This window comes from Sphingomonas sp. (assembly GCF_041661885.1).
GTDB lineage: Bacteria > Pseudomonadota > Alphaproteobacteria > Sphingomonadales > Sphingomonadaceae > Sphingomonas.
Genome location: NZ_JBAZTL010000004.1, coordinates 1 through 18,973 on the forward strand (window position 1 = coordinate 1; position 18,973 = coordinate 18,973).

The 18,973-nt window shown below is 62.8% G+C and carries 13 protein-coding genes; 5 read left to right on the forward strand and 8 right to left on the reverse strand.

Features of this window, described 5'->3' with window-relative positions; translation table 11 throughout:
- Nucleotides 1–285 precede the first annotated feature (285 nt).
- The 3 genes from rpoC to WC704_RS08840 all read right to left on the reverse strand — a co-directional run bounded on the left by rpoC (nt 286) and on the right by WC704_RS08840 (nt 10,308).
- Entirely contained in the window at nt 286–4,578 is a 4,293-nt protein-coding gene (rpoC, locus tag WC704_RS08830; protein WP_372889561.1) for a DNA-directed RNA polymerase subunit beta', read from the reverse strand.
- 227 nt (nt 4,579–4,805) lie between these two features.
- On the reverse strand, nt 4,806–8,987 hold the full coding sequence (gene rpoB / locus WC704_RS08835; protein WP_372889562.1) for a DNA-directed RNA polymerase subunit beta: 4,182 nt from the start codon (nt 8,985–8,987) through the stop codon (nt 4,806–4,808).
- Between the two features lie 361 nt (nt 8,988–9,348).
- Entirely contained in the window at nt 9,349–10,308 is a 960-nt protein-coding gene (locus WC704_RS08840) for a hypothetical protein (RefSeq protein WP_372889563.1), read from the reverse strand.
- A 189-nt stretch (nt 10,309–10,497) separates the two neighbouring features.
- Between WC704_RS08840 and WC704_RS08845 the strand changes: the two genes are divergently transcribed.
- The 4 genes from WC704_RS08845 to WC704_RS08860 are packed head-to-tail and all read left to right on the forward strand — an operon-like array spanning nt 10,498 to nt 13,403.
- Complete coding sequence (locus WC704_RS08845) at nt 10,498–11,841, forward strand: hypothetical protein (RefSeq protein WP_372889564.1); 1,344 nt, start codon at nt 10,498–10,500, stop codon at nt 11,839–11,841.
- 52 nt (nt 11,842–11,893) lie between these two features.
- Entirely contained in the window at nt 11,894–12,418 is a 525-nt protein-coding gene (locus tag WC704_RS08850) for a DUF2975 domain-containing protein (protein ID WP_372889565.1), read from the forward strand.
- On the forward strand, nt 12,418–12,633 hold the full coding sequence (locus tag WC704_RS08855) for a helix-turn-helix domain-containing protein (protein ID WP_372889566.1): 216 nt from the start codon (nt 12,418–12,420) through the stop codon (nt 12,631–12,633). Before WC704_RS08850 ends, WC704_RS08855 begins: the two co-directional genes overlap by 1 nt.
- Nucleotides 12,630–13,403, forward strand: a complete 774-nt coding sequence (locus WC704_RS08860; RefSeq protein ID WP_372889567.1) for a hypothetical protein — start codon at nt 12,630–12,632, stop codon at nt 13,401–13,403. The genes WC704_RS08855 and WC704_RS08860 overlap by 4 nt, the downstream gene beginning before the upstream one ends.
- Nucleotides 13,404–13,698: 295 nt before the next feature.
- Here the strand turns inward: WC704_RS08860 and rplL are convergent, their stop codons facing one another.
- Nucleotides 13,699–14,076, reverse strand: coding sequence for a 50S ribosomal protein L7/L12 (rplL, locus tag WC704_RS08865; RefSeq protein WP_372889568.1), 378 nt, complete (start codon nt 14,074–14,076; stop codon nt 13,699–13,701).
- Nucleotides 14,077–14,126: 50 nt separating this feature from the next.
- On the reverse strand, nt 14,127–14,648 hold the full coding sequence (rplJ, locus tag WC704_RS08870) for a 50S ribosomal protein L10 (RefSeq protein ID WP_372889569.1): 522 nt from the start codon (nt 14,646–14,648) through the stop codon (nt 14,127–14,129).
- Between the two features lie 497 nt (nt 14,649–15,145).
- Here rplJ and WC704_RS08875 point away from each other — a divergent pair, with 497 nt between their 5' ends.
- The gene (locus tag WC704_RS08875; RefSeq protein WP_372889570.1) at nt 15,146–16,315 is read left to right on the forward strand and encodes a pyridoxal phosphate-dependent aminotransferase; all 1,170 of its coding nucleotides are present in this window, start codon (nt 15,146–15,148) and stop codon (nt 16,313–16,315) included.
- 135 nt (nt 16,316–16,450) lie between these two features.
- Here the strand turns inward: WC704_RS08875 and hemW are convergent, their stop codons facing one another.
- Genes hemW through rph form a run of 3 tightly spaced genes read right to left on the reverse strand, consistent with a single transcriptional unit; the run spans nt 16,451 to nt 18,965 of the window.
- Nucleotides 16,451–17,605: a radical SAM family heme chaperone HemW gene (gene hemW, locus WC704_RS08880; RefSeq protein WP_372889571.1), complete on the reverse strand. Its 1,155-nt coding sequence runs from the start codon at nt 17,603–17,605 to the stop codon at nt 16,451–16,453.
- Between the two features lie 14 nt (nt 17,606–17,619).
- On the reverse strand, nt 17,620–18,252 hold the full coding sequence (rdgB, locus tag WC704_RS08885) for an RdgB/HAM1 family non-canonical purine NTP pyrophosphatase (RefSeq protein ID WP_372889572.1): 633 nt from the start codon (nt 18,250–18,252) through the stop codon (nt 17,620–17,622).
- Nucleotides 18,249–18,965 carry a ribonuclease PH gene (gene rph / locus WC704_RS08890; RefSeq protein ID WP_372889573.1) on the reverse strand — a complete coding sequence of 239 codons (717 nt, stop codon included), beginning with the start codon at nt 18,963–18,965 and terminating at the stop codon, nt 18,249–18,251. The genes rdgB and rph overlap by 4 nt, the downstream gene beginning before the upstream one ends.
- Nucleotides 18,966–18,973 lie beyond the last annotated feature (8 nt).

Genomic DNA, 18,973 nt, shown 5'->3' on the forward strand with positions numbered 1-18,973 from the left:
CTATGAGTAGTCGCTGCACCGCTCACTGAATCTTCGATCTCGTCCGACACCCGCCACCCCGCTCAAAGAGCGGCAATCATCCCGGCGGAGGCCCGGCGTGCAAGGTGGCCGTCAGACCCCGCTTACGATCAACCTGGCCTTGAAGAAATTGGCGGGTGAAAAAAGCGCGTAGCGGCGCAGGCGGACTGCCTGCATCGGGGCGCACCGACGAACGAAAGCCGCCGCCCGGTTGCCCGGACGGCGGCTTTTTTCGTCAGATCAGGCGCGCGGCCTGAACCGGGAGGGTCACTCCTGGTTCAGATACTCGCCCGCATCGGCGTCGGTGCCGTGGCCCGATGGCGTTACCGCTGCCAGCGCATCGTCGCCGGTGCCAGCCGCATCGCGCGGCGAGCGGGCGAGCTCGGCATCATGCTCTTCCTTGGCCGAGTTCGGTGCGATGATCGACACTTCGGCCATGCGCCGTTGTTGCACCCGCAGCGCCGCATCGCGCGACGAAGCGGTAACGCGCAGGCGGTTCATGCCCGCACCCGTGCCAGCCGGGATCAGACGACCCACGATCACGTTCTCCTTCAAGCCCGTGAGCGTGTCCTTCTTGCCCTGCACCGATGCTTCGGTGAGCACGCGCGTGGTTTCCTGGAACGACGCCGCAGAGATGAAGCTGCGCGTTTGCAGCGACGCCTTGGTGATGCCGAGCAGAACGGGCTTGCCCTGGGCCGGACGATCCTTCTTGCCGATCTTCGAGTTGATCTCGTCCATCTCGTCGCGATCGACTTGTTCGCCGGCCAGCAGCGTGGTGTCGCCGCCGTCGGTGATCTCGACCTTCTGCAGCATCTGACGAACGATCGTTTCGATGTGCTTGTCGTTGATCTTCACGCCCTGGAGACGATAGACCTCCTGAATTTCCGACACGAGATATTCGGCCAAGGGCTCGATGCCGAGCACTTCGAGAATGTCGTGCGGATCGGGGCTGCCGCCGATCAAATTGTCGCCGCGCTTGACGTAATCGCCTTCCTGCACGTCGATAACCTTCGACTTGGGCACCAGATATTCCACGACCTCGCCGCCATCCTCGGGCTGGATGCCGATCTTGCGCTTCGCCTTATAGTCCTTGCCGAACACGACACGGCCCGAGACCTTGGCGATGATCGCATTTTCCTTGGGCTTGCGCGCTTCGAACAGCTCGGCAACGCGCGGCAGACCGCCGGTGATGTCACGCGTCTTGGCGCTTTCGCGGCTGACACGCGCGAGAACGTCACCGCCCGAAACCGTCGCCCCATCCTCGACCGAGAGCGTTGCGCCTGGCACCAGCATGTAGCGACCGGCCTCCTCGGCGCTTTCGCCGGTGAGGGTCAGGCGCGGACGGAGATCCTCCTTGGTCTTGCCGCTGGCGCGATACTCGATCACGACCCGTTGCGAGATGCCGGTCGCTTCGTCGGCCTGCTCGGTGAGCGTCTTGCCCTCGATCAGATCCTGATACTTCACGACGCCGGGGTTCTCGGTGATGACCGGCATGGTGAACGGGTCCCACTCGGCCAGACGATCGCCCTTCGAGACGATGTGCTTGTCGTCGAACAGCACATACGCACCGTAAGGGATGCGGTGCACCGCACGCTCGCGGCCGTCCATATCGACGATCGCGATTTCACCCGAACGGCTGAGCACCACGCGACGGCCACGCTGGTCGGTAATGATGCGCAGGTCACGATATTCCATCGTGCCGTCGGCTACCGCCTCCAGGTTGGACTGTTCGTTGAGCTGCGCCGCACCACCGATGTGGAAGGTACGCATGGTGAGCTGCGTTCCCGGCTCACCGATCGACTGCGCCGCGATGACGCCGACGGCTTCACCGATGTTGACCGGCGTACCGCGAGCAAGATCGCGCCCGTAGCACTTGCCGCAGACACCGATCTTGGTTTCGCACACCAGCGGCGAGCGGATCTTGCAGCTCTGCGTGCCGATTGCCTCGATCTTCGCGACCATCGGCTCGTCGAGCAGCGTGCCCGACGGGATAACGATCTCGCCGGTCTTGCTGTCGATGATGTCTTCCGCAGTCGTGCGACCGAGAATGCGCTCGCCGAGCGACGCGATGGTCGAGCCGCCCTGCACGATCGCCCGCATTTCCAGCGCGCGGGTCGTGCCGCAATCGAGCTCCATGATGACGCAATCCTGCGACACGTCGACCAGACGACGCGTGAGGTAGCCCGAGTTCGCCGTCTTCAACGCCGTATCCGCCAGGCCCTTACGGGCGCCGTGGGTGGAGTTGAAATATTCAAGGACGGTCAGGCCTTCCTTGAAGTTCGAGATGATCGGCGTTTCGATGATCTCGCCCGACGGCTTGGCCATCAGGCCGCGCATACCGGCGAGCTGCTTGATCTGGGCCTGCGAACCGCGAGCACCCGAGTGGGCCATCATGTAGATCGAGTTGATCGGCTTTTCGCGGCCCTTATTGGGGCCGTCGTCATAGCGCTTAACCGCCTTGATCTCTTCCATCATGGCGTTCGCCACCTGATCACCGCAACGGCTCCAGGCGTCGATCACCTTGTTGTACTTCTCCTGCTGCGTAATCAGGCCGTCCTGATATTGCTGCTCGAAGTCCTTCACCAGGCCGCGCGTCTCGTCGACGAGCCCGACCTTGGCGTCTGGAATGATCATGTCGTCCTTGCCGAACGAGATGCCCGCCTTGAACGCGTGGCGGAAACCAAGCGACATGATCGCGTCGGCGAACAGCACGGTCTCCTTCTGGCCGGTGTGGCGATAGACCTCGTCGATCACGTCGCCGACGTCCTTCTTGGTCAGCAGGCGGTTGACGGTGTCGAACGGCACCTTGGACGATTGCGGCAGGCATTCACCCAGCAACATGCGACCAGGCGTGGTCTCATAGCGCTTGAGATACTGGTTGCCCTGCTCATCGGTCTGCGGAACGCGGCTGATGATCTTGGTGTGGAGCGTCACCGCGCCAGCCTCGAGCGCGTGATGAACCTCCTGCATGTCGGAGATCATCATGCCTTCGCCGGGCTCGCCTTCCTTGAGCATCGACAGATAATACAGACCCAGCACCATGTCCTGCGACGGCACGATGATCGGCTTGCCGTTCGCTGGCGACAGGATGTTGTTGGTCGACATCATCAGCACGCGCGCTTCGAGCTGGGCTTCCAGCGAGAGCGGCACGTGGACCGCCATCTGGTCACCGTCGAAATCGGCGTTGAAGGCCGAGCAGACCAGCGGGTGAAGCTGGATCGCCTTGCCCTCGATCAGCACCGGCTCAAACGCCTGGATGCCGAGACGGTGGAGCGTCGGGGCGCGGTTGAGCATCACGGGATGCTCGCGGATCACCTCGTCCAGGATGTCCCAGACTTCCTTGCGCTCCTTCTCGACCCACTTCTTCGCCTGCTTGAGGGTCATCGAGAGACCCTTGGCGTCGAGACGGGCGTAGATGAACGGCTTGAACAGCTCGAGCGCCATCTTCTTCGGCAGGCCGCACTGGTGCAGCTTGAGTTCCGGACCGGTCACGATGACCGAACGGCCCGAATAATCGACGCGCTTGCCGAGCAGGTTCTGGCGGAAGCGGCCCTGCTTGCCCTTGAGCATGTCGGACAGCGACTTGAGCGGACGCTTGTTGGCGCCCGTGATCGTGCGCCCACGGCGACCGTTGTCGAACAGCGCGTCGACGGCTTCCTGCAACATGCGCTTTTCGTTGCGGACGATGATGTCCGGCGCGCGCAGTTCCATCAGGCGCTTCAAGCGGTTGTTGCGGTTGATGACGCGGCGATACAGATCGTTCAGATCCGAGGTCGCGAAGCGGCCACCGTCGAGCGGCACCAGCGGGCGCAGTTCGGGCGGAATGACCGGCACGACTTCGAGGATCATCCATTCCGGGCGGTTGCCCGAATCGATGAAGCTCTCGACGACCTTCAAACGCTTGATGATCTTCTTGGGCTTCAGCTCGGACTTGGTGACCGCGAGTTCTTCGAGCAGCTCCTTGCGCTCGCCCTCGAGATCGAGGTCCTGCAGCATGATGCGCACGGCTTCTGCACCGATGCCGGCCGAGAAGGCGTCCTCGCCATACTCATCCTGCGCGTCGAGGAGCTCGTCCTCGGTCATCAACTGATATTTTTCGAGCGGGGTGATGCCCGGCTCGATCACGATATACGCCTCGAAATACAGCACGCGCTCAAGCTGCTTGAGCTGCATGTCGAGCAACAGGCCGATGCGCGACGGCAGTGACTTCAGGAACCAGATGTGCGCGACGGGGGCGGCGAGCTCGATATGGCCCATGCGCTCACGGCGGACCTTCGAGACGGTGACTTCAACGCCGCATTTTTCGCAGACGATGCCCTTATACTTCATGCGCTTGTACTTGCCGCACAGGCATTCGTAATCCTTGATCGGACCGAAGATGCGCGCGCAGAACAGGCCGTCACGCTCGGGCTTGAACGTGCGATAGTTGATGGTTTCCGGCTTCTTGATCTCACCGAACGACCACGAGCGGATCTTGTCCGGGGAGGCAATGCCGATTTGGATCTGGTCGAAGGTCTCGGCCTTGATGACCGGGTTCGCGAAGTTTGTGAGTTCGTTCATTCTCAATTCCCTTCTAGGGAGAAATTCAAAGCCGCTGCGCGGGTCTTACCGGTTAGGTCCTCTGAACCACCAATATCGACGCCAGCTATACCAAGGCCGGTAGTGAGCTTCCTTCGGTGTCTCTCCGATCATCCACCAGCGGAACAATCGGAACACAGCAATGAAAGCCGCGAGGGCGTAGATACAAAGAGCAACTTTGCTGTTCATTCTCTACGCCCTCCACGCAATCACTCCGCCGCGATCGCGACGCCGTCGCTGTCGAAATGCTCGGTCGTGGTCAGTTCGATGTTCAGACCCAGCGAGCGCATTTCCTTGACGAGCACGTTGAAGCTCTCCGGAATGCCGGCCTCGAACGTGTCGTCACCCTTGACGATCGCCTCATAGACCTTGGTGCGCCCGACGACGTCATCGGACTTGACCGTGAGCATTTCCTGCAAGGTGTACGCAGCACCATAAGCTTGAAGCGCCCAGACCTCCATTTCACCGAAGCGCTGACCACCGAACTGCGCCTTACCACCCAGCGGCTGCTGCGTGACGAGCGAGTACGGCCCGATCGACCGGGCGTGGATCTTGTCGTCGACCAGATGGTGCAGCTTGAGCATGTAGATGATGCCCACGGTCACCTTGCGGTCGAACTTGTCGCCGGTGCGACCGTCATACAGATCCGACTGACCCGAGGTGTCGAGCCCGGCCAGTTCCAGCATCGCCGAAACGTCGGCTTCGCGGGCACCGTCGAACACGGGCGTTCCCATCGGGATGCCGGTCTTCAGGTTTTCGGTCAGCTCGATGATCTGCTCGGCATCGCGTGCCTCGATGTCGGCGGCGTAATGCTCGCCATACACTTCGAGCAGCCGCGCCTTGACCGCGTCGGGCATGTCGCCAGCCTTCGCATCGGGGTTGGCTTCGCGCCAATCTTCCAGCGCACGATGGACTTGCTGCCCGAGATTACGGGCGGCCCAGCCGAGATGCGTTTCGAAGATCTGCCCGACGTTCATGCGGCTCGGCACGCCCAGCGGGTTGAGCACGAGATCGACCGGCGTCCCGTCGGCGAGGAACGGCATGTCCTCGGCCGGCAGGATGCGCGAGATGACGCCCTTATTGCCGTGACGGCCGGCCATCTTGTCGCCCGGCTGCAGCTTGCGCTTCACCGCGACGAACACCTTGACCATCTTGAGCACGCCTGGCGGCAGTTCGTCCCCACGCTCGAGCTTGTCGCGACGATCGTGGAACTTGTCGAGGATCAGCTTGGCGGCATCGTCATACTGCGCCTTGACCGCTTCCAGATCGCTCTGGACCTTGTCGTCGGCAACGGCGAACTTCCACCATTCGTGACGATCGACTTGGTCGAGCACGTCCTCGTCGATGACCACGCCCTTTTTCGGGCCGTTCTTGGGAACGGCGGTCGCGGTCTGGCCGAGCAGCATGTCCTTGAGGCGCGACCAGGTCGCACGGTTGAGGATCGTGCGCTCGTCGTCGCTGTCCTTCTTGAGGCGCTCGATTTCCTCGCGCTCGATCGCCATCGCGCGCTCATCCTTGTCGATGCCGTGGCGGTTGAACACGCGGACCTCGACGACGGTGCCAGCAACGCCCGGCGGCAGGCGGAGCGAGGTATCGCGCACGTCCGACGCCTTTTCACCGAAGATGGCGCGGAGGAGCTTTTCTTCTGGCGTCATCGGGCTTTCGCCCTTCGGCGTGATCTTGCCCGCGAGAATATCGCCCGGTTCGACCTCGGCACCGATGTACACGATGCCCGCTTCGTCGAGGTTGCGCAGCGCTTCCTCGCCGACGTTCGGGATATCGCGCGTGATGTCTTCCGGCCCGAGCTTGGTGTCACGCGCCATGACTTCGAATTCCTCGATATGGATCGAGGTAAAGACGTCGTCCTTCACGATACGCTCGGAAATGAGGATCGAATCCTCATAATTGTAGCCGTTCCACGGCATAAACGCGACGAGCGCGTTGCGGCCCAGCGCCAGCTCACCGAACTCGGTCGACGGGCCATCGGCGATGACGTCGCCAGCGGTGATCACGTCGCCCACCTTCACCAGCGGACGCTGGTTGATGCAGGTGTTCTGGTTCGAACGCTGGAACTTCATCAGCGTGTAGATGTCGACGCCCGACTGGCCGGCTTCGACATCACCCGTTGCGCGGATGACGATACGCGACGCATCGACCTGGTCGACGATGCCAGCGCGCTTGGCCGAGATCGCAGCGCCTGAATCGCGCGCAACGGTCTCTTCCATGCCGGTGCCGACGAACGGTGCCTCGGCCTGGACCAGCGGCACAGCCTGACGCTGCATGTTCGAGCCCATCAGTGCGCGGTTGGCGTCATCGTTTTCCAGGAACGGAATGAGCGATGCCGCGACCGAGACGAGCTGCTTGGGGCTGACGTCCATCAGCGTGATGTTGTTGGGGATCGCCATCAGGAATTCGCCCGCCTGACGCGACGAGACGAGTTCTTCGACAAAGCCCTTGTCGGCGTTCAGTTCGGCGTTGGCCTGCGCGATCGTGTGCTTGGCCTCTTCCATCGCCGACAGGTACACGACGTCGTCGGTCACCTTGTGATCGATGACCTTGCGGTATGGCGTTTCGATGAAGCCGTACTTGTTGACGCGGCTGAACGACGCGAGGCTGTTGATAAGACCGATGTTCGGGCCTTCCGGCGTTTCGATCGGGCAGATGCGGCCATAATGCGTCGGGTGAACGTCGCGGACTTCGAAGCCGGCGCGCTCACGCGTCAGACCGCCCGGTCCAAGCGCCGACACGCGGCGCTTGTGGGTGACTTCCGACAGCGGGTTGGTCTGATCCATGAACTGCGAAAGCTGCGACGAGCCGAAGAATTCGCGGACTGCGGCAACCGCAGGCTTGGCGTTGATCAGGTCGTTCGGCATCACCGTCGACACGTCGACCGACGACATGCGCTCCTTCACGGCGCGCTCCATGCGGAGGAGCCCAACACGGTACTGGTTCTCGAGCAACTCGCCGACCGAGCGGACACGACGGTTACCGAGGTTGTCGATATCGTCGATGTCGCCCTTGCCATCCTTCAGATCGACCAACGTCTTGATGACGGCGAGAATGTCCTCGGTGCGCAGCGTGGTGACCGTGTCCTCGGCATCGAGGTCGAGACGCATGTTGAGCTTGACGCGACCCACCGCCGACAGGTCGTAGCGGTCGGGATCGAAGAACAGGCCCGAGAACAGCGACTCTGCGGTTTCGAGCGTTGGCGGCTCGCCGGGGCGCATAACGCGGTAGATGTCCGACAGCGCCTGCTCGCGCTCTTCGGCCTTGTCGACCTTCAGCGTGTTGCGGATCCACGCGCCGGTGGCGACGTGATCGATGTCGAGCAGTTCGATGCGGTCGATGCCGGCCTGGTCGAGCAATTCGAGGTTTTCGGCCGACACTTCGTCGCCCGCCTCGATATAGATTTGGCCGGTATTGTCGTTGATGAGATCATAAGCCGAATAGCGGCCGAAGATTTCTTCCGTAGGGATCAGCAGGTCGGTCAGGCCGTCCTTGGCTGCCTTGTTGGCGGCGCGCGGGCTGATCTTCTGGCCGTTGGCGAACACGATCTCGCCGGTCTTGGCGTCGATAATGTCGTACATCGGCTTCTGGCCACGCCAGTTCTCGGCCTGGAACGGGATGATCCAGCCACCCTGGCCACGGACGAAGGTCACGCGGTTGTAGAAGTGGTTGAGGATTTCCTCACCGGTCATGCCGAGCGCGTACAGCAGCGCCGTGACCGGCAGCTTGCGCTTGCGGTCGATGCGGACGTTGACGATGTCCTTGGCGTCGAATTCGAAATCGAGCCACGAACCGCGATACGGAATGACGCGCGCGGCGAAGAGGTACTTGCCCGACGCGTGGGTCTTGCCGCGATCATGATCGAACAGCACGCCCGGCGAGCGGTGCATCTGCGACACGATGACGCGTTCGGTGCCGTTGATGATGAAGGTGCCGTTGCCCGTCATCAGGGGCATGTCGCCCATGTAGACGTCCTGCTCCTTGATATCGAGGACCGAGCGCGAATCGGTGTCGGCATCCACCTCGAACACGATCAGGCGCAGCGTGACGCGCATCGGCGCCGCATAGGTGATGCCGCGCTGGCGGCATTCGTCGGTGTCGAACTTGGGCGGCTCAAGCTCATAGTTCACGAAGTCGAGCTCGGCGGTGCCGGCGAAATCGCGGATCGGGAAGACCGAGCGCAGCGTCTTTTCGAGACCGGAGACATATCCGATCGACGGATCGGAGCGCAGGAACTGTTCGTAGGATTCGCGCTGAACCTCGATCAGGTTCGGCATCTGCACCACTTCGTGGATGTTGCCGAAAACCTTGCGGATGCGGCGCTTGGCCGTGCCGCTTTCGGCGCGCCGCGTGGGGGTGCTGCCGTCGATTGCTTTGGTCGCCATGGAGATGTCTGCCCTCAAGCTGTATAATCTGGCCCGGAATCCACCGGGCGGGCACGCTCCAAAGACGCAAAAAGCCGCATGTCCTCCTCATCGGATGACAGCAGCTTGTAAGCGTCTCTAGATACTACAATCTCCAATACGATCGATGCGCTGCGCGACGGCACATCATTTCCCGAAAATTGCAGTGGAACGCGCCATATAGGGAGGGGGGCGGGCACTGTCAAACCGCGAGCGTACGGGAACACCGTGCGCGTCCGGTGGTTGAAGCGGGAAAGCCCCAGCATCGCGCCATCATTGCAATGGGCAAAGCCGCCGCCGGGATATTTGCAGTGTGGCTTGTCGCCTCCCCGAAGGGGCGGGTTTATTCTGCGGGAAACAAGACGGCGCAAGGGCTGTTCATGAGTCGGATGCCATCGACCGGCCTATTAATATTGTCGTTGCTGTACAGAACGTTATACCAAAGATCGGTGTTTGCGGGGCCGCCAAAATAGAAAAGGTAAACTTGTCCGTCCTTTTCAATAACAGTCGGCTCGCACGCGACGGTTGGGGTAACGGAAACCGTGGTGGGCCCCGACCACTCGCTCTCAAAAAAATTCATATAGTCGATCCGCAGCGGATCTGGATAAGCGGTGTCGACAAGATAATAGACGTAAAGGGATCCGTCATAAATCACGGGGCGTGGTGATGAAGAAATAGAACATCCGTCAACTTTTATATCGGAACTCCACGAAGATCCGCTGGCGCCGTAGACAGAGTACCAAAGTTCGTTATTGTTGTTCTGTCCGTGGTGAAAGACCCATATGTTTCCATTATAAACGATCGCTCCTGGGGAGTTGCTGATTCCGACATTGTCGATCTCCTCCTCGCTCCCGACCATTTCGAGCTCGCCGGTCGGGTTCGTGGCGTCGGTCGCGTCCTTCGACCTGAACACCGAATGATAGAGTTTTCCGCTCGCGCCCTGGCCTTGATAGAAGACGTGAATCTGGTTTTGGAAGACTACCGCGCTGGGTGATCCCGTCAGCCCAATGCCGCTGATCTGGGTGTCGCCCCACCAGTCCACGCCATTTGAACGATTATACCAGAGCCCGGAATTGCGGCCTCGCGCCTTGTGGAAAACGTAGATGAAGGTGCCCAGTACGACCGCCGACGGGCTCTCCGACAGGTTGGTGTTGGGCACGGTCTTGGGATCGCCCCATTGCCGTTGGTGGACGTTTGGATCGTGCACCGCACCCGACAGCACCTGGGGCCATGGCTCCTGGACGCCAGCGACGCTGCGGAGTATGTCGGGATCTCTCATGTAAAACAGTCGGATCAGGCGCATAATGGGATTTCTTTCCATCAGACTGCGCGCGTGGCGCAAGCATCGTCGCGCGAGAATGAGAGCACATGCAGATGACTTCCGCAAATTGTTTCGATGTTGTAACGAAATTTCTGGCGCGTACGGTGTATTTTAACGTGTCTTCGTAGATTTGACCTTGGAGAGGCGTGATTCGTCGCTATGCCCATGCGTGTGAAGGCCTTTTTATTCCTTGCAGCATCTGCGGAACTGTCGGCGGCAGTGCTGCCGGCCGCCTTCGCCCAAAATGCGCCCGTTTCGAAGCCCCTGTCGGGGCTCGACGATTTCAGCTTGCCGTCGTCGCGCCCGACGCGGCGGCCAGTGCCGTCGCCCGAGCCGACGATCAGCGCGCTGCCACGGCGGGAAACGCCGACCGCGCGGCCCAGCGCGCAGCCGGTGCAGCCGCCGCGCACGGTGCCAACCGTACGCGCGACGCCAGCCGCACGACCCAGTGCGGTGCCTAGGCCAGTGCCGACCTCAACGCCGCGTCGTCTCCCGGCGCGGGCTGCGATTGAGGCCCCAACACGCGTGCCGGTTGCCGTCCCGGCCCCGGTGCCATCGTGGTCGCCGACGCCGATATCGACACCTGCGCCGATTCCCACCTCGACCCCCGCGCCGATTGTTGCCCTTAGCCCGACGCCAACACCGGTTCCGGCGATGACACCGTTACAGCCTGCGCGCTTGCCTGTTGAACTACCGACGCAATCGGCGGGCCCGCCGAGGACCCTTTTGCTGGGCGGAGCCGCTGCGGCGTTGGTGCTGGCGATGCTCGGTGGATGGTGGTGGTGGCGACGCCGGTCCTTCAACCGTGGCGATGGGCGTCACGATCGTGACCACGAGATTTTCCTGCTCGGTCCCGACGAAGGCGCTGGAGGCAGGTCGCCAGCACCACCGGCGATGCCGACATCCACGCCCACGCCCACGCCCACGCCCACGCCGACCCCAACCTCAACCCCAACACCGGTTGCGCCCCAGCCGCCCGCCGCGCCCGCGCTCGAACCCGCAGTCCCGGCAGATGCGCGTGCGCTGCTCGATTTCGCGCTGATCGTGAAACGTGCGGGCACCAATGTGCTGAGCGCGGCGGTCGATTATGCGATTGTCGCGCGCAATGTAGGGGATGCGGCGGCGACAGGGATCCGGCTCGACGTACGTTTGCTGAGCGCCGGGCAGCAACAGGACGCGACGATTGCCGCGTTGTTTTCCGCGCCGATTGCCCAGCCGCTCACCGCGCCTTTCGAATTGCCGCCCGGCGGCGCAATCGAACTGAGCGGCATGGCGATGCACCCGAAGGAGGCGCTGGAGGTGATGCACGCGGCGGGCAAAGTGCTGTTCGTGCCGGTGCTGATCGTCAACCTTACTTATGATTGGGCCGGTGGCAGCGGCCAGACCGCGCGCTCTTTCGTCATTGGTATCGATCGCGGGGCCGAGGCAAAGCCACAGCCGTTCCGCCTCGATGCGCCGCCGCGCATGTACGATACCGTTGCCGCTCTGCCCTATCTGATCGCGGAGATACGCTGACACTTTACGATTATCGATAAATGCCATATCGATAATCGTAAAGGAGATGGCGATGGGTGGCCATGATCGAATCTTGAGCGCGTCGCGCGTCACCGTGCGGGTGTTCCTGCTGGTCAATCTGGTGTGCATCGTCGGTTTTGTTGCGGCGATTCTGCTGTCGTTTCCGGTGGACGGCTGGATCGTCGCACGGCTGGTGCGCAAATATGGGCCGGCGCTGAACGTTCGGGGGGCCATGCTCGCGCTACGGATGGTGATGGTGTGGGGCGTCGTCGCGGGGGCGGTGCTGCACCGCATCTTTACGCAATTGCTGGCGATTCTGGCGACGGTGCGGCGTGGTGATCCGTTCACCACCGCCAACGCGGGGCGGCTACGCGCGATCGCCTGGGCGATGCTGGCGTTGCAGGGGCTTGATCTCGTGCAGGGCGCGATGACGGCGTGGTTCGCCGCGTTGCACGTGCAGTTCGTGAGCTGGTCGCCCGCGTTTGGCGGGTGGATTGCGGTGTTGCTGTTGTTCGTGCTGGCGCAGGTGTTCGCGCGCGGCGCGGAGATGCGTGATGAGCTGGCGGCGACGGTCTGATGCCGGTGGTGGTGACATTGGACGACGTGCTCCACGCGCGCCGCATGACGCTGACCGAATTGGCGGCGGCGGTCGACATCAGTGTGGTCAATCTGTCGATTTTGAAGACCGGCAAGGCGCGCGCGATCCGTTTTTCGACATTGGAAGCGATTTGTGCCGCGCTGGAATGCCAGCCGGGGGACATTTTGCGGTTTGAGGAGGAGGGGGACGCATGACGTTCTGGAAAGCGTTTAAAGAGACCTATCGCGGCAGCATCGCCTTCATGATCGCCTGCCCGTTGCTGACGATGGTCCCGGTGGTGTTCGAAATCCTGCAGCACATCATCGAGGTGAAGATTGGTCTCTATGCGAGTGTCGCTGCTGCGAAAGCGCTGGAGCATGATCCTTGGCGCATGGGGTTCGGAATGCTCAAGGTCGCGGCGCTGACCGTGCCGACCTATTGGATCGTGCGGTTCTTAGCGTGGCGCGATCCGATGCGCGCCGCCCGCCTGGAGATGCCCGCCGTGCGATTGTTCGCGGTGGTGCTGGTCGTGCAACTGGCCTCTGCGGCGCTGCAGTTATTCGTCCTTCCACGCGATGGGTGGCTGCTGCTGGTGGAGTTTATCGTGCTGCAGGTCCTCGCTGTGCTTTTACATCCGTGGTTTGTCGCGGCAGCGCTCGGCAATGGCGCGATCAACCCACGGCGATCGGTCGGGATTATGGCGCGGCAGACGTTGTGGAGCTTCGTTTTTATGCTGGTGGCGATCCTGCCGTTGATGATCCCGCATTATATTTTGGGTGCGCTTGCGATCATCGGACCCAAGTCATTGTTGGGGCCGGTGCTGGTGGTGGATTCTGTGCTGGTCGGTTGGTTGAGCGCGATAATTGTTGCAAGCGGCTTTACCGTTGCAACGCGCGCTGCGGCGAAGCAGGGGGTTGATCTTGGGATTGGGGATGCGCACCCCGTTGTTAGCGCACAGGCGGGCACGGTTGGCGCAGTGCGCTAACAGCCTTGGTCTTCCTCCCCTCCCTGGAAGGGAGGGGTTGGGGGTGGGTTGGCCTGTTGTCGAACGGACGCTCCCACCATCGGCCGACCCACCCCTCGGTCCCCTCCCTTTCAGGGAGGGGAGGAAGATCTGGCGCCCGCTGATGGAAAAAAAAGGGCGGCACCCTATGGTGCCGCCCCTTTCTGTGTCGCGGGCCGGTCATGGGCGAAGCCCATGACGTCGAACAGCCCAAGGGCTGTCGGCCGGCCTTGCGGGAGGTGCGCGCAGCCTGCGCTGCGCGTGCTCCCGCTGCGGCTTACTTGATTTCGACGGTTGCGCCGGCTGCTTCGAGCTGGGCCTTGATCTTGGTGGCTTCGTCCTTCGACACGCCTTCCTTGATCGCCTTCGGAGCGGATTCGACCAGCGTCTTGGCTTCGGTCAGGCCGAGCGAGGTGATCGCGCGGACTTCCTTGATGACGTTGATCTTCTTGCCGCCGTCGCCGGTCAGGATGACGTCGAATTCGGTCTGTTCTTCAGCAGCCGGAGCTGCTGCGCCGCCGCCAGCGGCCGGTGCTGCTGCAACCGCTGCTGCGGCCGAAACGCCCCACTTCTCTTCGAGAAGCTTCGAAAGGTCAGCCGCTTCGAGAACGGTCAGGGCGGAAAGCTGGTCAACCAGCGCGTTGAGGTCTGCCATGTGTAGTCTCCAGTAAAATCAGTTCAGGGTGTAATCTCGAAGGCCTGAAATCAGGCGTCCGCCGTGTCCTTCTCGGCATAGGCCATGAGAACGCGGGCGAGCTGTGCCGCAGGAGCCTGGGTGATGGTCGCGAGCTTGGTTGCGGGTGCAACCAGAAGGCCAACGATCTTGGCACGCAGTTCATCCAGCGACGGCAGAGTCGCGAGCGCCTTCACGCCGTCCACGTCGAGGACGGTCGCGCCCATCGCCCCGCCGACGATCTCGAACTTGTCGGTCGTCTTGGCGAAGTCGACAACCACCTTGGCGGCCGCGACAGGGTCGATGGAGCTGGCGAGACCGACCGGCCCGGTGAGCATGTCGCCCAGCGAGAGATAGTCGGTGCCGTCCAGCGCGATCTTGGCAAGCTTGTTCTTCGAGACCTTGTAGGTCGCCCCTGCGTCACGCATTGCGTTACGCAGCTTGGTCGACTGCGCCACAGTCATGCCGAGGTTACGGGTGACAACCACCACGCCCACTTCGGCAAAAGTGCGGTTCAGCTCGGCGACGAGCTCGGTCTTTTGAGCACGATCCATGCCATTCTCCACGTTTTGGCCTTACCGCGAACGGCAAGGCCGGTTACGAACCGGGCACGCAAATGCGCATCCGGTGTTGTCCAGCGATGGGGAATGGGAGCGACGCCCCTGATAGAGGCGGCAGACCGGCGGCGGCGAACCGCTCCGGCAAAATCCTGTCCCCGTCTCGGCAGGAAATTAAGACCGGCAAATTCCGGTCACCTACTGTCTCGGACGGTCCCGCCGTGCTGACGCGCGACGAGAGAGTGCGTGCCCTTAACGGCCCGAATGGAAAAGTCAACGCGAACGGGCGCGCGCGCTGGTGTGCTTCCAAAGCTCGTAATGGTTGCGTGCGCGGGGATAAATGTCGCGCAATCTCACCCATTTGAAACAATGAGGAAGTTTTTCTACTTCGGGATGTAGCTTTTATGTCAAATTTGCGGAACACTCCCCCACAAGGGCCGGGGAGCCTGCGCAGGAGAGACGGGAGATTTTCGTAAAAACAGGGGTCCGATCCGATGACGCACAGCAGCTATCTCAATGAAGAATCGCAGGATGACCTGCTGAGCCGCGGCTTTGCGCGGCGGGATTTGGCGCGAATCGCCGCAGTTTTTGGCGTGGGGGCGGTTGCGGCGTCGATTGGTCGACCGGCCTGGGCTTCGGGCGGTGTGCCGGATCCGGCACCAACTGCCAAGGTGCGAATCGGCGCCAACGAATGCTGGACCGGGCCGTTTGCGCCGGGGGCTCAGGCAGCAGCCAAGATGATTTCGCAGGGCAACCGTTATTCGCCGCAGGACCAACGCGGCGATTTCATCAAGGCGGTGATGGCGGTGGAAAACGTCCCCTATGACTATGTAGCGCCGTGGCCGGGGTCGAGCGATCCGCTCAGCCGGTCGGTCGTCACCTTCTGTTCGCCGACCAAGGGCCTGGTAACCGCCGATCCCACGTTCGAACTCGCCGGGCGCACCGCTGCCTGGCTTGGCGCGCCGGTCAAGGCGGTGCCGTTGACGGCGGATTACGCGCATGACGTGAAGGCGATGCTGGCGGCCAATCCTGACGCGGGTTTATATTACATCTGCACGCCCAACAACCCGACGGGGACGATCACCCCGCTCGCCGATATCGAATGGTTGATCGCCAACAAGCCTGCCGGATCGATGGTGCTGATCGACGAGGCCTATACGCATTTTGCGGGTGTTCCGGTCGCGTCGTATCTGGCGGTTAAGCATGACGATGTGATCGTGATGCGGACCTTCTCCAAGCTGTTTGGCATGGCGGGGCTGCGCATGGGCTATATCATCACCAACCCCAAGAACATCGCCAAGATGATGCGCTATGATGGCGGGATGCAGTCGGGGGCGTTGCCCGTCACCAGCATTGCATGTGCGACCGCCAGCCTGACTGCGGCACCCTTGATCGCCGCGCGCCGCGCCGAGATGCAGACCGCGCGCGGTCTGACGCTCGATCACCTCAAGGCCAAGCGGATCGACGTCAAGCCGACCAACGCCAACATGTTCATGATCGACTGGAAGACCAAGAAAGCCAGCGAGATGCAGGCGGCGTTCCGCAAGGAAAGCGTCGAGATCGGGCGGTCCTGGCCGATCTGGCCGACGGTCAGCCGCGTCACGGTCGGCTCGGCGGCGGAAATGAAGGCGTTCTGTACGGCGTTGGACAAGATCATCGCCTGAGGCGGCTTTAGAAGACCACTTCCCCGGCGGAGGCCGGGGCCCAGTCCTGAGGGCCAAGGTAAGAGCGCGTTGTGCTCTCCCAAGGATCGCCTTGCAACTGGGCCCCGGCCTTCGCCGGGGAAGTGATTTCTTGCTTTACCCCCGCACGATCAGCGGCAGGATGGCGTCGAGCAGCAGCATCCCCGCTTCGGTGACGCCGAGATGATCGCCATTGCGCGCGATCAGGCCTTGTTGTTCGAGGCGCGCTGCGGCGGTTTGGTCGATGAGCGCGGTTGGCGTTGTTTCCCCCAAGCGCGCGATCCGCCCAAGATCGACGCCCTCGCGCAGCCGCAAGCCCATCAGCAACGCCTCGGTCGCGCGGGCATTTGGGGCGAGCGGTTCCTCGATTTGCGCGCCGTGGCCGTTGCGGACGACCGCGCCGATCCAGTTTTCGGGCTTTTTGTGGCGCGCAGTCGCCAGCCCGCCCCGCCTGCCGTGTGCGCCGGGGCCGACCCCGGCATAATCGCGATAGCGCCAATAAACGAGGTTGTGGCGGCTCTCCGCGCCCAGCCGCGCATGGTTGGAAATTTCATAAGCGGGTAGCCCCGCCGCGGCTGTTATCGCGCGCGTCGCCTCGAACAGATCGGCGGCGGAATCGCCATCGGGAATCACGATCCGCCCCGCCGCCGCCTCGGTCGCGAAGCGCGTGCCGGGCTCGATCGTCAATTGATAAAGCGAGAGATGCTCTGTGCCGAACGTCAGCGCGCGCGCCAGTTCGCCCTCCCAGGCGGCGAGCGTCTGGCCGGGGCGGGCATAGATCAGATCGAAGCTGACGCGGGCGAAGGCGGCCTGCGCGGTGTCGAGCGCGGCGAGGCCCTCGGTCACATCATGCGCGCGACCGAGAAAGGCGAGCGCGCTATCATCGAGCGCCTGCAGGCCGAGCGACACGCGGTTGACGCCGGCGTGCGCGATGTCCGCAAAGCGCGCCGCCTCGACCGAGGATGGGTTGGCCTCCAGCGTGATTTCGATATCGGCTTCGGCGGACCAATGCGTTGTTGCCGCTTCGATTACCGCCGCCACCGTCTCGGGTGGCATCAGCGAAGGCGTGCCCCCGCCGAAGAAGATCGAGCCGAGCCGCCGCCCCGGCAACGCTTGCGCTTCATAGGCTAGATCGGCGAGCAGCGCGTCACGCCAGGCCGCCTGATCGACGCTGTCGCGGACATGGCTGTTAAAGTCGCAATAGGGACATTTCGAGACGCAGAACGGCCAATGGACATACAGCGCGAGCGGAGGGGATTGGGGGTGGGTCATACCGGCGGCGTGCTTTAGAGCACCGCCGCCATCATCTGCGCAAACGCCGCCGCGCGGTGGCTGATCGCGTGTTTCTGCGTCGGGTCCATCTCGGCATAGGTCAGATCGCTGCCGGTTGGCACGAACACCGGGTCATAGCCAAAACCGACTGCGCCGCGTGGCGGCCACGTGAGCGTGCCGTCGGCGCGGCCCTCAAACCACTGAACATGGCCGTTGGGCCAGGCGAGCGCGAGGACGCAGACGAAATGCGCGTCGCGGCTGGCATCGGGGCCCTTGGCGGCGAGCGCCTGCTCGACCTTGGTCATCGCCAGTGTCCAGTCGCGGCCATTGGGCGTCTCGGCCCAATTGGCGGTGTAGACGCCGGGATCGCCGCCCAGCGCATCGACGCACAGGCCGCTATCGTCGGCGAGCGCGGGGAGGCCCGACAGATCCGCCGCCTGCAACGCCTTCAATTCGGCATTGGCGACGAAGGTGGTGCCGGTCTCCTCGGGTTCGGGCAAATCGAGGTCGGCCGCCGAGATCGCTTCGATGCCATAAGGGGTGAGGAGCGCGTTGATCTCGCGCACCTTGCCGGCATTGTGGCTGGCGATGACGAGCTTGCCGGGGGCGAGCTTGCGGATCGCTTGCGGCGGCACGGCCTCGGTCATTTTGCGACGGCCTTGGCTTGCGCCGCGAAGATGTCGGTGCAGCCCATGCGCGCGAGGCGGAGCAAGCGCAGCAGCGCTTCCTCGTCATAGGTCGCGCCTTCGGCGGTCGCCTGCACTTCGGCGATGTTGCCGTTTTCGAGCAGGACGAAATTGGCGTCGGCGTCGGCGTTCGAATCCTCGTCATAATCGAGGTCGAGCACGGGGGTGCCCTTGTAGATGCCGCACGAAATTGCCGCGACCTTCTGGGTCAGCGGATCGGCGGTGAGCTTGCCGGTGGCGAGCAGGCCATCAATGGCGAGGCGCAGCGCGACCCATGCGCCCGAGATTGAGGCGGTGCGGGTGCCGCCATCGGCCTGGATCACGTCGCAATCGAGCACGATCTGGCGCTCGCCGAGCAGCTTCAAATCGGTGACGGCGCGCAAGCTCCGGCCGATCAGCCGCTGGATTTCCTGCGTGCGGCCGGATTGCTTGCCCTTGGCGGCTTCGCGGCTGCCCCGCGTGTGGGTGGCGCGCGGGAGCATGCCATATTCGGCGGTGACCCAGCCTTCGCCCCTGCCGCGCAGGAACGGCGGCACCTTTTCCTCGATCGAGGCGGTGACCAGCACCTTGGTGTCACCGAAGCCGATCAGCACCGATCCTTCGGCATGGCGCGTGAAGTTGGGCGTGATGGTGATCGCGCGCATCTGGTCGGGGGTACGGCCGCTGGGGCGCATCGGGAGTC

What these genes read in the sequence shown, in the direction of transcription:
- rpoC (WP_372889561.1), bottom strand. Translation starts at nt 4,578, where the DNA reads ATGAACGAACTCACAAACTTCGCGAACCCGGTCATCAAGGCCGAGACC.
- rpoB (WP_372889562.1), bottom strand. Translation starts at nt 8,987, where the DNA reads ATGGCGACCAAAGCAATCGACGGCAGCACCCCCACGCGGCGCGCCGAA.
- WC704_RS08840 (WP_372889563.1), bottom strand. Translation starts at nt 10,308, where the DNA reads ATGCGCCTGATCCGACTGTTTTACATGAGAGATCCCGACATACTCCGC.
- WC704_RS08850 (WP_372889565.1), top strand. Translation starts at nt 11,894, where the DNA reads ATGGGTGGCCATGATCGAATCTTGAGCGCGTCGCGCGTCACCGTGCGG.
- WC704_RS08855 (WP_372889566.1), top strand. Translation starts at nt 12,418, where the DNA reads ATGCCGGTGGTGGTGACATTGGACGACGTGCTCCACGCGCGCCGCATG.
- WC704_RS08860 (WP_372889567.1), top strand. Translation starts at nt 12,630, where the DNA reads ATGACGTTCTGGAAAGCGTTTAAAGAGACCTATCGCGGCAGCATCGCC.
- rplL (WP_372889568.1), bottom strand. Translation starts at nt 14,076, where the DNA reads ATGGCAGACCTCAACGCGCTGGTTGACCAGCTTTCCGCCCTGACCGTT.
- rplJ (WP_372889569.1), bottom strand. Translation starts at nt 14,648, where the DNA reads ATGGATCGTGCTCAAAAGACCGAGCTCGTCGCCGAGCTGAACCGCACT.
- WC704_RS08875 (WP_372889570.1), top strand. Translation starts at nt 15,146, where the DNA reads ATGACGCACAGCAGCTATCTCAATGAAGAATCGCAGGATGACCTGCTG.
- hemW (WP_372889571.1), bottom strand. Translation starts at nt 17,605, where the DNA reads ATGACCCACCCCCAATCCCCTCCGCTCGCGCTGTATGTCCATTGGCCG.
- rdgB (WP_372889572.1), bottom strand. Translation starts at nt 18,252, where the DNA reads ATGACCGAGGCCGTGCCGCCGCAAGCGATCCGCAAGCTCGCCCCCGGC.
- rph (WP_372889573.1), bottom strand. Translation starts at nt 18,965, where the DNA reads ATGCGCCCCAGCGGCCGTACCCCCGACCAGATGCGCGCGATCACCATC.